Source organism: Kitasatospora sp. NPDC059722, assembly GCF_042733235.1.
In the GTDB taxonomy this organism is placed as follows: Bacteria; Actinomycetota; Actinomycetes; order Streptomycetales; family Streptomycetaceae; genus Kitasatospora.
The window spans coordinates 13,301-32,128 of sequence record NZ_JBHWGD010000010.1 but is presented as its reverse complement, the minus strand read 5'-3'; the positions used below and the strand labels follow the sequence as shown (position 1 = coordinate 32,128).

At 72.9% G+C, this 18,828-nt stretch carries 17 protein-coding genes; 4 read left to right on the top strand and 13 right to left on the bottom strand.

Annotated features, from left to right (window positions below; all coding sequences use genetic code 11):
• Positions 1-28 precede the first annotated feature (28 nt).
• From priA to hisD, 6 genes are read right to left on the bottom strand one after another with little or no spacing between them, the layout of a single operon-like run.
• Positions 29-754: a bifunctional 1-(5-phosphoribosyl)-5-((5-phosphoribosylamino)methylideneamino)imidazole-4-carboxamide isomerase/phosphoribosylanthranilate isomerase PriA gene (gene priA / locus ACFV4F_RS08630; RefSeq protein WP_380440604.1), complete on the bottom strand. Its 726-nt coding sequence runs from the start codon at positions 752-754 to the stop codon at positions 29-31.
• Positions 755-771: 17 nt separating this feature from the next.
• Complete coding sequence (hisH, locus tag ACFV4F_RS08625; RefSeq protein ID WP_380440552.1) at positions 772-1,407, bottom strand: imidazole glycerol phosphate synthase subunit HisH; 636 nt, start codon at positions 1,405-1,407, stop codon at positions 772-774.
• Between the two features lie 34 nt (positions 1,408-1,441).
• A complete protein-coding gene (locus tag ACFV4F_RS08620; protein ID WP_329928313.1) occupies positions 1,442-1,594 on the bottom strand; it encodes a hypothetical protein in 153 nt (50 codons plus the stop codon).
• Complete coding sequence (gene hisB, locus ACFV4F_RS08615) at positions 1,591-2,184, bottom strand: imidazoleglycerol-phosphate dehydratase HisB (protein ID WP_359963098.1); 594 nt, start codon at positions 2,182-2,184, stop codon at positions 1,591-1,593. Before hisB ends, ACFV4F_RS08620 begins: the two co-directional genes overlap by 4 nt.
• Before the next feature lie 6 nt (positions 2,185-2,190).
• Positions 2,191-3,300: a histidinol-phosphate transaminase gene (locus ACFV4F_RS08610; protein WP_380492837.1), complete on the bottom strand. Its 1,110-nt coding sequence runs from the start codon at positions 3,298-3,300 to the stop codon at positions 2,191-2,193.
• On the bottom strand, positions 3,297-4,622 hold the full coding sequence (gene hisD, locus ACFV4F_RS08605; protein ID WP_380501068.1) for a histidinol dehydrogenase: 1,326 nt from the start codon (positions 4,620-4,622) through the stop codon (positions 3,297-3,299). Before hisD ends, ACFV4F_RS08610 begins: the two co-directional genes overlap by 4 nt.
• A gap of 91 nt (positions 4,623-4,713) precedes the next feature.
• On the opposite strand from hisD, the gene ACFV4F_RS08600 reads away from it, so the two are divergent.
• The 3 genes from ACFV4F_RS08600 to ybaK all read left to right on the top strand — a co-directional run bounded on the left by ACFV4F_RS08600 (position 4,714) and on the right by ybaK (position 7,635).
• Positions 4,714-6,291, top strand: coding sequence for an oxidoreductase (locus ACFV4F_RS08600; protein ID WP_380501066.1), 1,578 nt, complete (start codon positions 4,714-4,716; stop codon positions 6,289-6,291).
• 85 nt (positions 6,292-6,376) lie between these two features.
• Positions 6,377-7,105 (top strand): LON peptidase substrate-binding domain-containing protein, encoded by a 729-nt coding sequence (locus tag ACFV4F_RS08595; RefSeq protein WP_380492841.1) that lies wholly within the window; start codon positions 6,377-6,379, stop codon positions 7,103-7,105.
• Positions 7,106-7,140: 35 nt separating this feature from the next.
• Complete coding sequence (gene ybaK / locus ACFV4F_RS08590; RefSeq protein ID WP_380501064.1) at positions 7,141-7,635, top strand: Cys-tRNA(Pro) deacylase; 495 nt, start codon at positions 7,141-7,143, stop codon at positions 7,633-7,635.
• An 18-nt stretch (positions 7,636-7,653) separates the two neighbouring features.
• Here the strand turns inward: ybaK and ACFV4F_RS08585 are convergent, their stop codons facing one another.
• The 6 genes from ACFV4F_RS08585 to ACFV4F_RS08560 form a co-directional block, all read right to left on the bottom strand.
• Positions 7,654-8,517, bottom strand: coding sequence for a hypothetical protein (locus tag ACFV4F_RS08585; protein WP_380501062.1), 864 nt, complete (start codon positions 8,515-8,517; stop codon positions 7,654-7,656).
• Positions 8,518-8,581: 64 nt separating this feature from the next.
• Positions 8,582-9,394 carry an ABC transporter permease gene (locus tag ACFV4F_RS08580; protein ID WP_380440566.1) on the bottom strand — a complete coding sequence of 271 codons (813 nt, stop codon included), beginning with the start codon at positions 9,392-9,394 and terminating at the stop codon, positions 8,582-8,584.
• Positions 9,391-10,392 (bottom strand): ABC transporter ATP-binding protein, encoded by a 1,002-nt coding sequence (locus tag ACFV4F_RS08575; RefSeq protein ID WP_380501060.1) that lies wholly within the window; start codon positions 10,390-10,392, stop codon positions 9,391-9,393. The genes ACFV4F_RS08580 and ACFV4F_RS08575 overlap by 4 nt, the downstream gene beginning before the upstream one ends.
• Positions 10,393-10,497: 105 nt before the next feature.
• Positions 10,498-11,745, bottom strand: a complete 1,248-nt coding sequence (locus ACFV4F_RS08570; protein WP_380440570.1) for an NYN domain-containing protein — start codon at positions 11,743-11,745, stop codon at positions 10,498-10,500.
• Between the two features lie 293 nt (positions 11,746-12,038).
• Positions 12,039-13,067 (bottom strand): aspartate-semialdehyde dehydrogenase, encoded by a 1,029-nt coding sequence (locus ACFV4F_RS08565; protein WP_380501058.1) that lies wholly within the window; start codon positions 13,065-13,067, stop codon positions 12,039-12,041.
• Between the two features lie 113 nt (positions 13,068-13,180).
• Positions 13,181-14,071, bottom strand: a complete 891-nt coding sequence (locus ACFV4F_RS08560; RefSeq protein ID WP_380501056.1) for a dihydrodipicolinate synthase family protein — start codon at positions 14,069-14,071, stop codon at positions 13,181-13,183.
• Positions 14,072-14,143: 72 nt separating this feature from the next.
• Between ACFV4F_RS08560 and ACFV4F_RS08555 the strand changes: the two genes are divergently transcribed.
• Positions 14,144-15,031 (top strand): LysR substrate-binding domain-containing protein, encoded by an 888-nt coding sequence (locus tag ACFV4F_RS08555; protein ID WP_380440576.1) that lies wholly within the window; start codon positions 14,144-14,146, stop codon positions 15,029-15,031.
• A gap of 148 nt (positions 15,032-15,179) precedes the next feature.
• Here ACFV4F_RS08555 and dnaE read toward each other — a convergent pair whose 3' ends face one another.
• A complete protein-coding gene (dnaE, locus tag ACFV4F_RS08550) occupies positions 15,180-18,713 on the bottom strand; it encodes a DNA polymerase III subunit alpha (RefSeq protein ID WP_380501054.1) in 3,534 nt (1,177 codons plus the stop codon).
• Positions 18,714-18,828 lie beyond the last annotated feature (115 nt).

Here is an 18,828-nt window from a genome sequence, read left to right as displayed (position 1 = left end):
GCCCGACGCCGGCCCGACATCGGCGGCATCAGCCCGAAACCGCCGCCAGGGCCTCTTCGAGGGTGAACTTCTGCTCGTACAGTGCCTTGCCCACGATGGCGCCCTCGACACCCTCGCCGACGAGGCCGGCGATGGCGCGCAGGTCGTCCAGCGAGGAGACGCCGCCGGAGGCGACGACCGGGCGGTCGGTGGCGGCGCAGACGTCGCTCAGCAGCTGGAGGTTGGGGCCGGTGAGGGTGCCGTCGCGGTTGACGTCGGTGACGACGTAGCGGGCGCAGCCCTCCTGGTTCAGGCGGTCCAGGACGTCGAAGAGCTGCCCGCCGTCGCGGGTCCAGCCGCGGCCGCGCAGGGTGGTGCCGACGACGTCGAGGCCGACGGCGATCTTGTCGCCGTGCTCGGCGATGGCCTTGGCGACCCACTCGGGGGCCTCCAGGGCGGCGGTGCCGAGGTTGACGCGGGTGCAGCCGGTGGCGAGGGCGCGGGCGAGCGACTCGTCGTCGCGGATGCCGCCGGACAGCTCGACCTTGATGTCCAGCCGGCCGGTGACCTCGCGCAGCAGCTCGTAGTTGCTCCCGGTCCCGAAGGCGGCGTCCAGGTCGACCAGGTGCAGCCACTCGGCGCCGGCGTTCTGCCAGGCGAGTGCGGCGGCGAGCGGCTCGCCGAAGGAGGTCTCGGTGCCGGAGGCGCCCTTGACCAGACGGACGGCCTGGCCGTCCCGGACATCGACGGCAGGCAGCAGCTCAAGGCTCATCAGTAACAACTCTCAGACGGTCAGAGGGTGTTGACCCAGTTGGTCAGCAGGGCGGCGCCGGCGTCGCCGGACTTCTCGGGGTGGAACTGGGTGGCCCACAGCGGCCCGTTCTCGACGGCCGCGACGAACGGCTGCCCGTGGGTGGCCCAGGTGACGAGCGGGGCGTGGATGCGCGCGCTGTGCGCCTCCAGCTCCCAGTGCCGCACGCCGTAGGAGTGCACGAAGTAGAAGCGGGTCTGCGGGTCGAGGCCGGCGAACATCCGGCTGCCCTCGGGCACGTCCACGGTGTTCCAGCCCATGTGCGGGACGACCGGGGCGTCCAGCGGCTCGACGGTGCCCGGCCACTCGTCGCAGCCGGCCGTCTCCACGCCGTGCTCGACCCCCTTCTCGAAGAGGATCTGCATGCCGACGCAGATGCCCATGACCGGGCGGCCCCCGGCGAGCCGGCGGCCGATGATCCACTCGCCGCGGACCGACTTGAGGCCGCGCATGCACGCCTCGAAGGCGCCGACGCCGGGAACGAGCAGGCCGTCCGCGGCCATCGCCGTGTCGAAGTCGGAGGTCACGGTGACGGTGGCGCCGGTGCGCTCCAGGGCCCGCTGCGCGGAGCGCAGGTTGCCCGATCCGTAGTCGAGGACGACGACGTTCTTGCCCATGTTCAGGTGTCCAGTCTCTCTGCGTACGCGCGCACTACAGGCGCATGGCGCCGGCGGCCAGGCACATCACGGAGCCGATCGCGAGCACCAGGATGACGCCCTTCGGCAGCTTCTGCTTCCAGAACGAGATCACCCCGCCGGCCAGGAAGAGGCCGACGAAGAGGAGAGCCACGGCGGTCTTGCTCACAGTGCACCCTTGGTCGAGGGGAGGATGCCGGCCGCGCGCGGGTCGCGCTCGGAGGCGTAGCGCAGGGCCCGTGCGAGCGCCTTGAACTGGCACTCGACGATGTGGTGCGCGTTGCGACCGTACGGCACGTGGACGTGGAGGGCTATCTGCGCCTGGGCCACGAAGGACTCCAGGATGTGCCGGGTCATCGTGGTGTCGTAGCTGCCGATCATCGGCGCCATGTGCTCCGGCTCGGTGTGCACCAGGTAGGGGCGGCCGGAGAGGTCGACGGTGACCTGGGCGAGCGACTCGTCCAGCGGCACCGTGCAGTTGCCGAAGCGGTAGATGCCGACCTTGTCGCCGAGCGCCTGCTTGAAGGCGGCGCCGAGCGCGAGGGCGGTGTCCTCGATGGTGTGGTGGGTGTCGATGTGCAGGTCGCCGTCGGTCTTGACGGTGAGGTCGAACAGACCGTGGCGACCGAGCTGGTCGAGCATGTGGTCGTAGAACCCGACGCCCGTGGAGATGTCGGTCTTGCCGGTGCCGTCGAGGTCGATCTCGACCAGGACCGAGGTCTCCTTGGTGGTGCGCTCAACGCGTCCGATGCGGGACATACGGGGTTACAGCTCCTTGATCACAGTGCGAACGGCGTCCAGGAAGGCGTCGTTCTCGGCCGGCGTGCCGGCGGTGACGCGAAGCCACCCCGGGACACCGTTGTCACGGACCAGGACGCCCTGGTCGAGGATGGCCTGCCAGACGGCGTGGGTGTCGGCGAAGCGGCCGAACTGGACGAAGTTGGCGTCCGAGTCGGTCACCTCCAGGCCGAGCCCGCGCAGCGAGTCCACCAGGCGGTCGCGCTCCTCCTTGAGCCGCCCGACGTACCCGAGCAGGGTGTCGGTGTGCTCCAGGCAGGCCAGCGCGGTGGCCTGGGTGACGGCCGACAGGTGGTAGGGCAGGCGGACCAGCTGGACCGCGTCCACCACGGCCGCGTCGGCGGCCAGGTAGCCGAGGCGCAGGCCGGCCGCGCCGAAGGCCTTGGACATGGTGCGGGTGACCACCAGGTTGGGGCGGCCCTCGATGAGCGGCAGCAGCGAGGCGCGGTGCGAGAACTCGACGTAGGCCTCGTCGACGACGACCAGGCTGGGCCGGGCCGCCTGGGCGGCCTCGTACAGGCGCAGCACGACGTCGGCGGCCACCGCGGTGCCCGTGGGGTTGTTCGGCGAGCAGACGAAGACCACGTCGGGCCTGTGCTCGGCGATCGTGGCGACGGCCGCGTCCACGTCGATGGTGAAGTCGTCGTTGCGCGGGCCGGAGATCCACTCGGTGCCGGTGCCCCGGGAGATGAGGGCGTGCATCGAGTAGGACGGCTCGAAGCCGAGCGCGCGGCGGCCGGGGCCGCCGAAGGTCTGGAGGAGCTGCTGGAGCACCTCGTTGGAGCCGTTGGCGGCCCAGACCTGCTCGCGGGCCACCGGGAAGCCGGTGGTGCGACTCAGGTAGGCCGCGAGCCCCTCGCGCAGCTCGACCGCGTCGCGGTCGGGGTAGCGGTTGAGCCCCCGGGCGGCCTCGGCGACTCGCTCGGCGATCCGGGCGACCAGTTCCTCCGGCAGCGGGTACGGGTTCTCGTTGGTGTTGAGCTGTACCGGCACGTCCAACTGCGGCGCGCCGTACGGAGACTGGCCCCGCAGCTCGTCCCGGATGGGAAGGTCGTCAATGCGAGTGGTGCGCGTCACGAGCCGGGAACCGTCCAATCGAACCGAGCCTTGATGGCGTCGCCGTGCCCCGGCAGGTCTTCCGCGTCGGCCAGGTTGACGACGTGCGCGGCGATGTCCGCGAGCGCGTCCCGGTCGTACTCGACGACCTGGACGCCGCGCAGGAAGGTCTGCACCGACAGGCCGGACGAGTGGCAGGCGCAGCCGCCGGTGGGCAGGACGTGGTTGGAGCCGGCCGCGTAGTCGCCCAGCGAGACGGGCGTCCAGCGGCCGATGAAGATCGCGCCCGCGTTGCGGACCTTCGCGGCCACCGCGTGCGCGTCCCGGGTCTGGATCTCCAGGTGCTCGGCGGCGTAGGCGTTGACGACGGTCAGGCCCTGCTCCAGGTCGTCGACCAGGATGATGCCGGACTGCCGGCCGCCGAGCGCCTCGGCGACGCGCTCGCCGTGCTTGGTCCGCGCGACCTGCACGGCCAGCTCGGCCTCGACCGCGTCGGCCAGCGCCGGCGAGTCGGTGACCAGCACCGAGCCGGAGGTCGGGCCGTGCTCGGCCTGGCTGATCAGGTCGGCGGCGACGTCGGACGGCAGCGCGCTGTCGTCGGCGAGGACGGCGATCTCGGTCGGGCCGGCCTCGGAGTCGATGCCGATCCGGCCGGCGAAGTAGCGCTTGGCGGCGGCGACGTAGATGTTGCCCGGGCCGGTGACCATGTTCACCGGCGCGCACTCCTCGGTGCCGAGCGCGAACATCGCGACCGCCTGGGCGCCGCCGACGGAGTACACCTCGTCCACGCCGAGCAGCGCGCAGGCCGCCAGGATCGTCGGGTGCACCCGGCCGCCGCCCCACCTACTGTTCAGAGGGGCCTTCTGCGGCGGCGAGGTGACGGCGATGCCCCGGACGCCCGCCTCCTGGGCCGGCACGACGTTCATCACGACGGACGACGGGTACACCGCCAGCCCGCCCGGCACGTACAGCCCGACCCGGTCCACCGGCACCCAGCGCTGGGTGACGGTGCCGCCCGGCACCACCTGCGTGGTGTGCTCGGTGCGGCGCTGGTCCGCGTGCACGGCCCGGGCGCGGCGGATCGACTCCTCCAGCGCGGCGCGCACCTTCGGGTCCAGCGTCTCCAGGGCCTCGGTGAGCTGCTCGGCCGGGACACGGGTCGACTCCAGCCGGACGCCGTCGAAGCGCTCGGTGATCTCGATCAGCGCCGCGACCCCGCGATGGTGCACGTCCTCGGCGATCGGCCGCACCTTCTCCAGGGCGGCCGCCACGTCGAACTCGGCACGGGGCAGCAGGTCACGCGGGTCGTCCAGCGAGCCGCGGAGGTCGATTCGAGAGATCACGCCACCCAGTGTAAGGAGTGGCCGAAACCACTGGTCCCGCATTTCACTCCGTGATACGAAAGGCGAGACGACCGGGGGGACGGGGGAAAGCATGGCGGAGCGCGCGCCGGAGGACTGGACCGACACGGAAAAGGAACTCTGGGAGGCCTTCCGCCAGGGGGACGTCTTCGACCGCCGGGCCCGGAAATCAGCCGAGGACGACCCCTACGGCGACGCCGAATGGGGCTCCGAGCGCACCGTCCGCGCCGAGATCCTGGCCCGCCTGCTGCTGGCCGGCCCCACCGCCGCCCCGGGCCGGGTCTCCTCCCTGCGGATGAACGGCGTCAACGTCACCGGCGCGCTCAACCTCGCCGGCGGCCGGATCAACCAGTACGTCGAGCTGTACGGCTGCCGCTTCGAACACAAGGTCCTGATGTCCGAGGCCGAGGCCAGCACCGTCCGGATGGTCGACTGCCTGATACCCCGCCTGGAGGCCTCCCGGCTGGCCACCACCGGCGACCTCCACCTCGCGCGCTGCCGCATACCGGAGGGCGTCCGGCTCACCGACGCCAAGATCGGCACCGACCTGCTGCTCAACGTGACCCGTCTCGGCTCCGACCGCTACGGACGCGCGCTCTCCGCCGACGGCATGACCGTCCACCAGGACTTCGAGGCCGACCGGATCGAGGTCCACGGCGAGCTCAGCCTGCGCACCGCCCGCATCGGCGGCCGGCTCTCGCTGCGCGGCGCCCAGCTCCACGCCGTCCCGGACAACCGGATCTGCCTCAACGCCGTCCGGATCACCGTCGGCCACACCGCCTACCTCACCAGCTCCGCCGACGGCGGCTGGTTCGGCTCCCGCGGCTACTACGGCTCCGGCTACGGCCAGACCGCGCCGGCCGGCGCCCCCAGCACCCCGTTCCGCGCCCACGGCCAGGTGCGGCTGTCCGACGCCCGCTTCGACGGCGCCTGCCTGATCTCGGGCGAGTTCCACCTGGACGGCGACGACGAGCTCTCGCTGCGCCGCATCCACACCCCCGAACTGCGCTTCACCTGCCGCATGCGGCCCACCGGCCCGGTCTCGCTCTCCCGCGCCCGGGTCGGCAACCTCGTCGACACCCCGGACGCCTGGCCGCTCGGCAAGCACCTCGGCCTCACCGGCTTCACCTACGAGGTCCTGCGCCCGGCCGCGCCGTTCACCGTCCAGCAGCGCATCGCCTGGCTGGAGGGCTCCACCGTCGACTTCCAGCCCGAGTCCTACGAGCAGCTCGCCGCGGCCATGCGCCGCGACGGCGCCGACGACGACGCCCGCGAGGTGCTCTACGCCAAGCAGCGCCGCCGCCGCGAGACGCTCCCGCTGCCCGCCCGGATCTGGGGCACCGTCCAGGACGTCAGCGTCGGCTACGGCTTCCGCCCCGGCCGCGCCGCCCTGTGGCTGCTCCTCGCCTGGGCCCTCGGCAGCGTGTTCTTCGCCACCCACCCGCTCAACCCGCTGAAGGCCGACGAGCGCCCGAACTGGAACCCGGTGCTGTACACGCTCAACCAGCTCCTGCCGATCGTCGACCTCAACCAGGGCGCGTGGAACCCCGGCGGCCTCGCCCAGTGGGTCTCCGCCGGCCTCGTCGTGGTCGGCTGGCTGCTCGCCACCACCGTCGTCGCGGGCGCCACGCGGATGCTCCAGCGCGGGTGAGCCGGACTCCGGCGCGGGCGACCGCGACGAACCCCGTGACAAACCCCGCGACAAGGCCGGGGCCCGGGGAACTACGCTGTCGGCCGTGACAGAACGGCTGCCGCTCTTCCCGCTGAACACCGTGCTCTACCCGGGCCTCGTGCTGCCCCTGAACGTCTTCGAGGAGCGCTACCGCCGTCTCGTCGCCGACCTGCTCGAACAGCCGGAGGACGAGCCGCGCCGCTTCGGCGTGCTCGCGATCAAGGACGGCCGCGAGGTCGCCCCGGTCCGCCCCGACGAGGGCCCGGCGGGCCCGCTGGACGGCCTCGGCACGTTCACCGGGGACGCCCTGGAGGCGATCCACCGCGTCGGCTGCGTCGCCGACGTCGCCTCCGTCCAGGACCAGCCCGACGGCCGGTACGAGCTCCTGGTCACCGGCACCACCCGGTTCCTGCTGCGCGACGTGGACGCCTCCGGTCCGTACCTGACCGGTGAGATCGAGCCGATCGAGGAGCGGCCCGGCGAGGGCTCCGGCGCCCTCGCCGCCGAGGTCGAGCGGGCGTTCCGCGCCTACCAGAAGCGGCTGGCCGGCGCCCGCGAGGCCAGCACCGTCGGCCACCAGGAGCTCCCCGACGACCCGCAGGTGCTCTCCTACCTGGTCGCCGCCGCCTCGGTGTTCGAGACGCCGGTCAAGCAGCGGCTGCTGGCCTGTCCCGACACCGCCCAGCGGCTGCGCACCGAACTCGACCTGCTGCGCCGCGAGACGGCCGTGCTCAGCTGGCTGCCGTCGCTGCCCGCGGTGGACCTGACCCGCCAGTCGTTCAGCCCCAACTGACCTCCGCCGAACCCCGTGTGACCCGAGGAGCTCCCGTGGCCAGGAAGCCGAAGAAGGGCGGCCAGGGCACCCCGGCCACCGTCGCCCTGGAGACCGCCGCCGTCCCGTTCACCGTGCACTCCTACGAGCACGACCCGGCCGCCGCCTCCTACGGCGGCGAGGCCGCCGAGGCCATGGGCGTCCCCGCCGAACGGGTCTTCAAGACCCTGGTCGCCGACGTGGACGGCGTCCTGACCGTCGGTGTGGTCCCGGTCGCCGGCCAGCTCGACCTCAAGGCGCTGGCCGCCGCCGCGGGCGGCAAGCGCGCCGCCATGGCCGACCCGGCCGCCGCCGAACGCAGCAGCGGCTACGTCCGCGGCGGCATCTCCCCGCTGGGCCAGCGCCGCCCGCTGCGGACGGTCGTCGACGAGGGCGCGATGACGCACCCGACGATCTACGTGTCGGCGGGCCGCAGGGGCCTGGAAGTGGAACTGGCCCCGACCGACCTGATCACCCTGACCAAGGCGACGACCGCCCCCATCGCCCGCTGAGGCGGCCTGGAAGAGCCGCTACCCGAGACCCGGCCGCCGGCCGTCAGCCCCGCCCTGCTCCCCCGCCGGCCCGTCCTTCACGTCCGGCCCCGCGTGCCCGTCCAGCCCCGCGTGCCCGTCCAGCCCCGCGTGCCCGTCCAGCCCGGCCTGCCCGTCCAGCCCGGCCTGCCCGACCGCCCCCTCCAGCGGAGGCTGCCCGTACGGCCCCGCCCAGTACGGCGGCGGGTCCTCCTCGCGCTTGCCGAACGCCGCCGACAGCAGGAGCAGCAGCACCATCGCCGCCATCGGCCAGGCCAGCAGGGCGCCGTGCGCCCCCAGGTCGATGTCCGCGTAGAAGCGTCCCCCGTTGCCGACCCGCCGGGCCTCCCCGATCAGGTCGTGGCTGGGTCCGAACGACCGCCCGAGCCGCCAGGCGCCGAGCGAGCCGAGCAGCCCGCCGACGGCCAGCCCCACCGCGACCGAGATGCCCCCGCCGCGGCGGCGCGTGACGAGGAAGGCCCCGAGCGCCGTGACGATCCCCATGCCGAGCCCGACGAGCACGAACACCGCGTCGGCCCCGGCGCGCTGCTCGCCCTCGGGGTCGGCGTACAGGATCCGGTCCCCGTCGACGACCAGCGGCACCTTGGGCGCCAGCCAGGCCCACAGCCCGGCCATGGCGAGCCCGAGGACCGCGCACACGACCACCGTCGCGGCACCGATCCGCAGCTCCGACATCAGCCGGTCCACCGGCGAGCTCTCGGCCTTGGAGACGCCCCCGATCCCCTCCGGGAGCGGCGGCAGCCCGGCGACGTCGTGGGTCTGCGGCGGCGCGAACGGGTTGGCGTCCGGCACCGCGGGCACGTCGTCGCGGGTGGGATCCGGAGGTGTGTTCGGTACGGTCACGGACCCCATCGTTTCACGATCGCGCCCCGGAGGGACCGCCGCCCGGGTGCCGCGGCCGTGCGCCCTACCGGGAGACGGCCCGCCGGTACGCCCAGGTGGCGATCGCCAGCGACACGACGCCCACCCCCGCGCAGACCGCGAGGTCACCCGCGACCAGCGCCCAGTCCGGGTCGGCCGTGAACGTACGGGCGAAGGCCTCCACGCCGTACGTGGACGGCAGCAGGTCGCGCAGCCACAGCACCGGCTGCGGCAAGTGGTCCACCGGCAGGACGCCGAGCAGCAGCGCCGCGGACATCCCGAGCTGCCCGAGCATGGTGGCGATCTCCTGCCGCGGCGCGAGCAGCCCGCAGGCCGCGCCGAGCCCGGACAGCGCGGCCCCGGCGAGCGGCACCACCGCGAGCAGCACCCACAGCTGGCCGAGCGGCAGCCCGAACATGACCGCGCCCACCGCCGCCGTCACCACCGTGCCGGGCAGCGTGAACGACGCGTACGCCCCGGCCGCGCCCAGCACCACGGAGGCCGCCGGCACCGGCAGCGTCGCGTAGTGGTCGAGGCCGCCGGTGGCCCGCAGCTTCCCGAAGTACTGCGCGAGCAGGTTGAGCGCGACGAACGCCACCACCAGCACGCTGGACCCGGCGACCACCGACCGCGCGGCCGAGTTCTGCCCGGGGTCGACGACGCCCCGCATCATCACGAGGATGCCGAGGGACTGGAACGTCGCCACGAACAGCAGCGGGATCCGCGCCACCCGGGCGCGGGCGAGCTGTGCCCGGTAGACGGCCGCGAGCGCGGGCAGCAGCCGCGCCGCGGGGGCGAGCGGGGCGGGCGCGGGGCCCGGGTCGGCGGCGGTCCGGGGCGGCACCGAGAGCAGCGTCACTTGGCCAGTCCTCCGTGGCGGCCGCCCAGCTTGAGGTAGGCGTCCTCAAGGCTCGGCGTGGCGAGGGTGAAGTCGTCGAGGGCGGCGAAGGCCGGGCCGGTGGTGACGGCGGCGACGAGTTCGCGGGCCTGCTCGGGGCTGGTGCGCACGGTCCAGCGGCGGCCGGTGCGCTCGGCCCGTTCGGCGAGCTCGGCGACGGCCGGCACGCCGACCGGGGCCTCGTCCCGCCACACCAGGTCGAGCCGGACGTCGCCGTCCACGAGGGCCTTGAGCCCGCCCGGCGTGTCACAGGCGATGACCCGTCCCTCGTCGACCACGGCGACCCGGTCGAGGACGGTCTCCGCCTCGATGACGTTGTGGGTGACGAGCAGCACGGTGGTGCCGCGCTCGGCCCGGCGCCGGTCGACGGCGGCCCAGACGGCGCGGCGGGCGACGGGGTCCATCCCGGTGGTGGGCTCGTCGAGCACCAGCAGCGGCCGCTCCCCCACCAGCGCGGCGCCGAAGCACGCGAGGCGGCGCTGCCCGCCGGAGAGCTTGGCGAGCGGCCGGCCGGCGATCGGCTCCAGCCCCAGTTCGGTCAGCATCTCGCCGGCCTCGGCCCGGGCCTGCGCCCGGCTGAGCCCGCGCAGCCGTCCGGTGGTCTCGGCGGCGAGCGCGACGGTCAGTTCGTCGAGGGCGGTGGACTCCTGCCCGAGGTACCCGAGCAGGCGGGCGGCCAGCTCGGGGTGGCGCACGACGTCGTGCCCGAAGAGTTCGATCGAGCCGGAGTCGGGGCGCAGCAGCCCGCAGAGCTGGCGCACGAGGGTGGACTTGCCGGCGCCGTTGGGTCCGAGCAGCCCGAAGATCTCACCCGTCCGGACGGTCAGCGTGATCCCGTCGTTGGCCCGGATGCCGGTGGCCGCGGAGCCGCGTCCGGCGCGGTAGGTCTTCACCAGGTCGCGGACGGCGCAGCACGGCAGGCCGCCCCTGGGTGCTCGCCCTGCCGCCGTCTCGTTCACGACGGACGACTTTACGCGCTCACACGGGCGAACCGGACAAGGGGGCCCGTCGGGCCTGCCTGCGGACTCCCGCCCGCCGTGCGACGCCCGGGACCGGCCGCGCCCTCAGTCGTCGACGACCATCGACCCGCCCGGCACCCGGGACGCGAGCTCCTTCCAGAACCCGGCCCGGATCGCGTACCTGTCGTGCTCGTCGATCTGGTCGTCCTTGTGCGCGAGCAGCCCGAACCGGGCCGCGTAGCGCAGGAGTTCGCCGTCGACGCGGTGCGGGATGCGCGGGTAGTCGGGCCACAGCACGGTGAGCCGCTCGACGTCGCCGAGGCGCTCGCTCCAGCGGCGGGCGAAGACCTGCCCGACCTCGTGGGCGTCGCCGCCGATGGAGGTGATGTCCTCCTCGCGGTCGGCCCAGCGCTGTTCGGCGGTGGTGAGCTGGGCGAGCGTCGGCAGGCTGTCGCCGGCGGTGACGGCGGGCTCGGGGGCGGGCCGGTCGACCCAGCCGCGGTCGGAGGACCAGCGCAGCACCGGGCCGGTGTGGGCGGCGCTGCCGTTCGCGGTGGCGACGGGCGCGGCGGCGGTGCGCCCGGCGAGGTCCTTGGGGGTGGGCACGACCTTGAGCGCGGTGGCCGGCTGCGGCCGCCCGTTGGTGGCGGCCGGGGCGACGGGCGCGGGCGCGCCGGCGGCCGGGCGGACCGGTACGGGCCCGGTGGGCGGCACGGCGGCCGGGGGTGCGGCGGGCGGGGCGGCGAGGATCTTGGCAATCTCCTGCCGGGGGCCCTGGCCGGGGGCGGGGAAGACGTTCGCGGTCTCGCGGAGGCTGAACGAGTTCTCGATCCACTCCCGGTCGAGGACCCGCCGTTCGTCCGCCTCGCCGACGAGGTCCTCGGACTGGTTGAAGTCGCCGTCGGCGGCCTGGAGGGCCCACAGGTGGACGACGACGCCGTGCTCCTTGGCGGACATCATGCCGGGCAGGAGGTCCCCGTCGCCGGTGATCAGCACGACGTCGGCGCAGGCCCGGTTGCGGGCGAGCTCGGAGAGCTCCGCGTGCATGGCGGCGTCCACGCCCTTCTGCACCCAGCGGCCCTCCGCGCGGGTGAGGGCGCCGAGCCGGACGGTCACCCGGGGCAGGACCCGCAGCCGCCGGTGTTCGGGCATCGGGCGCCGGTCGGGGGCGGCGTCGAACCAGTAGATCCGCAGCAGTGGGAGCCCGGTCTCGGCCTCGGCGCGTTCGCGCAGCGCGGTGATCAGCGCGGTGTGGTCGACGGTGACCCGGGAGCGGGACGGGTCGCCGGCGAGCAGGCTGGCGGCGGCGCCCAGCAGGTATCCGGCATCCACCAGAACGACACAGCGATCCATCGCGCACCTCTTTCCGCTCGCCCTCGGGTCAGGCCAGGTGGGCGCGGTCCGCCCGGGGAACGGACGCGGTGGGTGAGGGGGCTTCCGCGACCGCCCGATCGTTGGCTCACCTTTTCCCCATGGTTCGCGCGCCGAACCCCGGGGGACGTCGCGGTCGCGCAACGGCCCTCCCAATGGAAAGCAAAGGCGGGCCCCGTTCAACGACGGGGCCCGCCAAACGTCACGCGGGCTGCGCTTTCGGGGTCCCGGCCCTACGGCTCGCAGGCGTCCCGGCCCTTCGGCTCGCCCGGGTCTCAGCCCTTCAGCTCGGCGGCGACCAGCTCGGCCAGCTGGACGGCGTTGAGCGCGGCGCCCTTGCGCAGGTTGTCGTTGGAGACGAACAGCGACAGCCCGTGCTCCACCGTCTCGTCGGCCCGGATGCGGCCGACGTAGCTCGGGTCCCGACCGGCGGCCTGGAGCGGGGTGGGGATGTCGGACAGCTCGACACCCGGGGCGGCGGCGAGCAGCTCGGCGGCGCGCTCGGGGCTGATCGGACGCTCGAAGCGGGCGTTGATCTGCAGCGAGTGGCCGGAGAAGACCGGAACGCGCACGCAGGTGCCGGCCACCTTGAGCTCGGGGATGCCGAGGATCTTGCGGCTCTCGTGGCGGAGCTTCTGCTCCTCGTCGGTCTCGTTGGAGCCGTCGTCGACGATGGAGCCGGCGAGCGGCACCACGTTGAACGCGATCGGCCGCTGGTAGACCTTGGGCTCGGGGAACTCGACGGCCGAGCCGTCGTGGGCGAGCGCCGAGGCGCCGTCGACGACCTTGGCGGCCTGGTCCTGCAGCTCGGCCACGCCGGCCACGCCGCTGCCGGACACGGCCTGGTAGGTGGAGACGACGAGGGCGGCGAGCCCGGCCTCCTCGTGCAGCGGGCGCAGCACGGGCATGGCGGCCATGGTGGTGCAGTTCGGGTTGGCGATGATGCCCTTGGGCCGGTCGGCGACGGCCTCCGGGTTGACCTCGGAGACGACCAGCGGGACCTCGGGGTCGCGGCGCCAGGCGGAGGAGTTGTCGATGACGACCGCGCCGGCCGCGGCGACCTTGGGGGCGAGGGCCTTGGAGGTGCTGCCGCCGGCCGAGAAGATCACGATGTCCAGGCCGCTGTAGTCGGCCGTGGCCGCGTCCTCGACGGTGACCTCGGTGCCCTGCCACGGCAGCGTGCGGCCGGCCGAGCGGGCCGAGGCGAACAGCCGCAGCTGCTCCACCGGAAAGTTGCGCTCCGCCAGGATCTCGCGGACCACGCCGCCGACCTGGCCGGTGGCCCCGACAATACCGATCTTCATTCCGACTGACTCCTCTGCATGGTGCTTTCACAGCCGCACTCTGCCCATCATGCCTTGTCACGCGGCGAGGGCGACCTGGTATTCCACGGTGTGAGAGAGGGCTGGGACCCGGTCTAGTGGTCCAGACCACTCGCGAGAACGAGCGCCACGTCCACCTGCGCCCGCCCGGCCGGCAGCAGCGGCAGCCGCACGTCCGGGGTGGGGATCCGGCCCTGCGCGTGCAGGACACCCTTCACCACGGTGGGGTTCGGCTCGGCGAAGACGGCCAGCGCCAGCCCGGTCAGGCGGTGCCCGAGCACGCGGGCGCGCTCCACGTCCCCGGCCCGCCAGGCCTCGGCCAGCTCGACGAAGCGGCCGGTCGCCAGGTGGGCGGCGGCGAGGATGCCGCCGGCCGCGCCGAGGGCCAGCATCGACGACACGAAGGCGTCCTCCCCGGAGAGCACCGCGAACCCCTCGGGACCGGCGGCGAGCAGCTCGACCGCCGCCTGGTCCAGCCCGCCGGTCGCGTACTTGACGCCCACCACGCCGTCCAGCGCGGCGAGTTCGCGCAGCGCGGCGGCCGACAGCTGCTGTCCGGTCCGGTACGGGATGTGGTAGACGACCAGCGGCAGCGGGCTCGCCTCCGCGAGCGCCCGGAAGTGCGCCACCGTCCCCGCCTCGCCCGGCCGCAGGAACGCCGGGACGGTGACGAGCGCGGCCGCGGCCCGCGGCACCCGGGCGCCGAGCTCGGCCAGCGCCTCCGCCGTGGCCCGGGTGTCGCCGCCGTGCGCGCCGACGATCAGCTGCGCGCCGCGCGCGGCACACACGGCGGCGCACGCGTCGATCACCGCCCGCCGCTCCTCGGCGCCCAGCGCGGCGGGCTCACCGGTCGTGCCGAGGGCGACCAGCCCGGCCGCACCGGCGTCGAGCACCTCGTGCGCGAGCTTCTCCAGGGCGTCCAGCGCGACGGAGCCGTCGGCGGCGAAGGGAGTGATGAGGGGGACGTAGATACCCGCGAGTTCCATGCGACCGATCCTGCGCCGCGCCGATCACCCAGGTCCAGTTCACATTTCCGACGCTTCTCGTAAGCTGAGCCGATGCTCGACGTCCGACGCCTGCGCCTGCTGCGCGAACTGGCCCACCTCGGCACCATCGCCGCCGTCGCCGAGGCGCTCTCCTTCAGCCCTTCGGCGGTGTCCCAGCAGCTGTCCGTCCTGGAGAAGGAGGCCGGCGTCCCGCTGCTGGAGCGCACCGGCCGCCGGGTCGCCCTCACCCCGGCCGCGCTGGGCCTGGTCCGGCACGCCGAGGCGGTGCTGGCCCGGCTGGAGCAGGCGGACGCCGAACTCGCCCACGCCCGCCGGGGCCTGGCCGGACCGCTGCGGATCGGCACCTACCCCTCGGCGGCCCGCGCGATCATCCCGGCCGTCCTCGCCGAACTGGCCGGCTGGCACCCGGGCCTGGAGCCGATGGTCACCGAGGTCGACCCGGCGGGCGTCGGCGCGGCGCTGCGCGCGGGCGAGCTCGACGTCGCCCTGGTCCACGAGTACGACCTCGTCCCGGCCGACGCCGAGCCCGGCCTCGCGGTGACCCGCCCGGTGTTCACCGAGCCGATGTACCTGGCCGCGCGCGCCCCGGGCACGGTGGCCGAGCAGCGCTCCGCGCCCTGGATCCTGGCCCCGCGCGGCACGCTCTGCCACAGCATGGCCGTGCGCGCCTGCGAGGCCGCCGGCTTCGCGCCGCGGGTCCGGCACCAGATCGACGACTTCACGACCGTCCTGGCCCTGGTCGCCGCCCGCCAGGGCGTCGCCCTCGTCCCCCACCTGGGCACCGCCGCGCCCCCGCCCGGCGTCGTCCTCACCCGCCTGCCCATGTACCGCCGCACCCGCGCCGCCTTCCGGGCCGGCGCCGGCTCCCACCCGGCGATCTCCGCCTTCGTCTCGGCCCTCCACACCTCGGTCCCCCCGGGCCTCGGCGGCACCGTCTGAGGATCCCGGCCTTCAACTCCCCCTCAATCCCACGCTCCCTCTACCCCCTTCAATCCCCGCGCCCCGAAAGGGGCCCGGGGAACTGCGCGACCAGCCAGGCAACTCCCGTCACCCGCAGGCCCACAGCTCCCCGCTCCCCGAAGTGCTCTCAGCCCGCCAGACAGCTCGGCCCGAGCAACTGCTTCAGGTCCCCGAACAACGCCGGATCCGACTTCACCCGGTGCCGGTCGAGCCGCAGCACCGTCGTCGACCGAGCGCCCTCCAGGCGCAACCGCACCTCCGTCGTCCCCCGGTGGCTGCTCAGCACCTCACCGAGCCGGGCCACCAGCGGCGGCGTCACCTTCACGCTCGGGATGTTGATGACGATCGGCGCCTCGGCGTGCGCGTTGGACAGGTCGGGGACGGCCAGCTCCATCCCCATCAGCCGCGGCACGTCCTCCCGCTTGTCCAGCTTGCCGCGCACGAACACCACGGCGTCCTCGACGAGTTGGGAGGAGACCAGCTGGTAGCTCGCCGGGAAGAACATGCAGTCGATCGAGCCGGCCAGGTCCTCGACGGTGGCGATCGCCCACGCGTTGCCCTGCTTGGTCATCTTCCGCTGGAGGCCCGAGATGATGCCGCCGATGGTGACGATCGTCCCGTCCGGCCGCTCCGCGAGGTCCGCCACCGCGCAGTCCGCCTTGTCGGCGAGCACGTGCTCGATGCCGTGCAGCGGGTGCGAGGAGACGTACAGGCCGAGCATCTCCCGTTCCTGGGTGAGCAGGAAGGCCTTGTCCCACTCCTCGTCGGAGAAGGTGACGTCCAGTCCGAAGCTCGGCTCGTCCGCGGTCGCGTCGCCGCCGAAGAGGTCGAACTGCCCCTCGGCCTCCTTGCGCTTGACCCCGACGACGTTGTCGATCATCGGCTCGAACTGCGCGCTGAGGCCCTTGCGGGTGTGCCCGAGCGAGTCGAACGAGCCCGCCTTGATCAGCGATTCGACGGTCCGCTTGTTGCAGACCACCGACTCCACCTTGTCCAGGAAGTCCGGGAAGGAGACGAACTTCCCCTTCGCCTTCCTGGTGCGGATCATCGAGTCGACCACCGGCCCGCCGACGTTGCGGATGGCGGTCAGCCCGAACCGGACGGTGTCGCTGCCGTGCGGCGTGAAGTCCGAGTCCGACTCGTTGACGTCCGGCGGCAGCACCTGGATGCCCATCTTGCGGCACTCGTTCAGGTAGACGGCGGACTTGTCCTTGTCGTCCTTCACCGAGGTCAGCAGGCCGGACATGTACTCGGCCGGGTAGTTGGCCTTCAGGTAGGCCGTCCAGTACGAGACGAGCCCGTACCCGGCGGTGTGGGCTTTGTTGAACGCGTAGCCGGAGAAGGGGACGAGGACGTCCCACACCGCCTGGATGGCCGCGTCGGAGTAGCCGCGCTCGCGGCAGCCCTTCTGGAAGGGGACGAACTCCGCCTCCAGGATCTCCTTCTTCTTCTTGCCCATCGCACGGCGCAGCAGGTCTGCCTGGCCGAGCGAGTACCCGGCGAGGATCTGCGCGGCCTTCTGCACCTGCTCCTGGTAGACGATCAGGCCGTACGTCGGCCGGAGCACCTCCTCCAGGGGCTTCTCCAGCTCCGGGTGGATCGGGGTGATCTCCTGCTGCCCGTTCTTGCGGAGCGCGTAGTTCGTGTGGGAGTTGACGCCCATCGGGCCGGGCCGGTACAGCGCGAGAACGGCGGAGATGTCCTCGAAGTTGTCGGGCTTCATCAGGCGCAGCAGCGAGCGCATCGGCCCGCCGTCGAGCTGGAAGACGCCGAGCGTGTCGCCGCGCGCCAGCAGCTCGTAGGTCGGCTTGTCGTCGAGCGGCAGCTTGAGCAGCTCGATCTTCTCGCCCTTGTTCTTCTCGATCGCCTTGACGGCGTCGTCCATGATCGTCAGGTTGCGCAGGCCGAGGAAGTCCATCTTGAGAAGGCCGAGGCCCTCGCACGTGGGGTAGTCGAACTGCGTGATGGTGACGCCGTCGGTGTGCCGGGTCCAGACCGGGATGTGGTCGGTCAGCGGCTCGGCGGACATGATGACGCCGGCCGCGTGCACGCCGGGCTGGCGGATCAGGCCCTCGATGCCGCGCGCGGTGTCGATGACCTTCTTCACGTCCGGGTCGGTCTCGTACAGGCCGCGGATCTCGCCGGCCTCGCCGTAGCGCGGGTGGCTCGAATCGGTGATCCCCGACAGCGGGATGCCCTTGCCCATGACGTCCGGCGGCATCGCCTTGGTGATCCGGTCGCCCATCGCGTACGGGTAGCCGAGGACGCGCGAGGAGTCCTTGATGGCGGCCTTCGCCTTGATGGTGCCGTACGTGACGATCATGGCGACCTTGTCGGATCCCCACTTCTCGGTCACGTAGCGGATGACGTCACCGCGCCGGCGCTCGTCGAAGTCGATGTCGACGTCGGGCATGGAGATGCGCTCGGGGTTGAGGAAGCGCTCGAAGATCAGGCCGTGCGGGATGGGGTCGAGGTCGGTGATGCCCATCGCGTAGGCGACCAGCGAACCGGCCGCCGAACCGCGGCCGGGGCCCACCGCGATGCCCTGGCTCTTGGCCCACATGATGAAGTCGGCGACCACGAGGAAGTACGCCGGGAACCCCATCTGGATGATGGTGTCCATCTCGTACTCGGCGAGCTTCTTGTGCTCCTCGTCGTACCCGCCCGGGAAGCGCCAGTCCATGCCCTCCCAGACCTTGGACTTGAAGAAGTCCGCCTCGGACTCGAAGCCGTCCGGGATCGGGAAGCGCGGCATGAGGTTCTTGAACGTGAACATGCCCTCGGTGTCGACCCGCGAGGCGACGAGGAGCTGGCTGTTGCGGCAGCCCTCCTGCCAGGCGTCCGAGGAGTCCAGGGCGTACATCTCGGCCGCGGACTTGATGTAGTAGCCGGTGCCGTCGAACCGGAAGCGGTCCGGGTCGGAGAGGTTCTTGCCGGTCTGCACGCAGAGCAGGAGGTCGTGCGCACCGGCGTCGGCCTCGGTGGTGTAGTGGGAGTCGTTGGTGACGACCGGCGGGATGTTCAGCTTCCTGCTGATCTCCAGCAGCCCGTCGCGGACCCGCTTCTCGATGTCCAGGCCGTGGTCCATCAGCTCCAGGAAGTAGTTCTCCTTGCCGAAGATGTCCTGGTAGTCGGCCGCGGACCTGACCGCCTCGTCGAACTGCCCGAGCCGCAGCCGGGTCTGCACCTCGCCGGACGGGCAGCCGGTGGTGGCCATCAGGCCGCCGGACAGCTCGGAGATCAGCTCCTTGTCCATGCGGGGCCACTTCACGAGCCAGCCCTCGGCGTAGGAGCGCGAGGTCAGCTTGAAGAGGTTGTGCAGGCCCTCCCTGTCGCGGGCCCAGATGGTCTTGTGGGTGTAGGCGCCGGACGCGGAGACGTCGTCCTTCTTCTGGTGCGGCTGTCCCCACAGGACGCGCTTGGTGTTGGACCGGGACTCGGGCGCGACGTACGCCTCGATGCCGATCACCGGGGTGATCCCGGCCGCGGTGGCCTGCTTGTGGAACTCGGCGGCGCCGTACATGTTCCCGTGGTCGGTCATCGCGACGTGGGTCTGCCCCAGCCGCTCGACCTCCTTGAACATCTGCTTCAACCGGGCGGCGCCGTCCAGCATCGAGTACTCGGTGTGGACGTGCAGGTGCGCGAACGGCTGATCGCTCAAGGCGGGGCCTCCAGAGGCTCTGGGCTTTGTGGTGGGCCGGCGAACGCGCAGGTCACAGGGGTTCCCTGGAAACAGATGTGGTCCGAACCACCTCCCGGGGTCCGGACCATCCCTC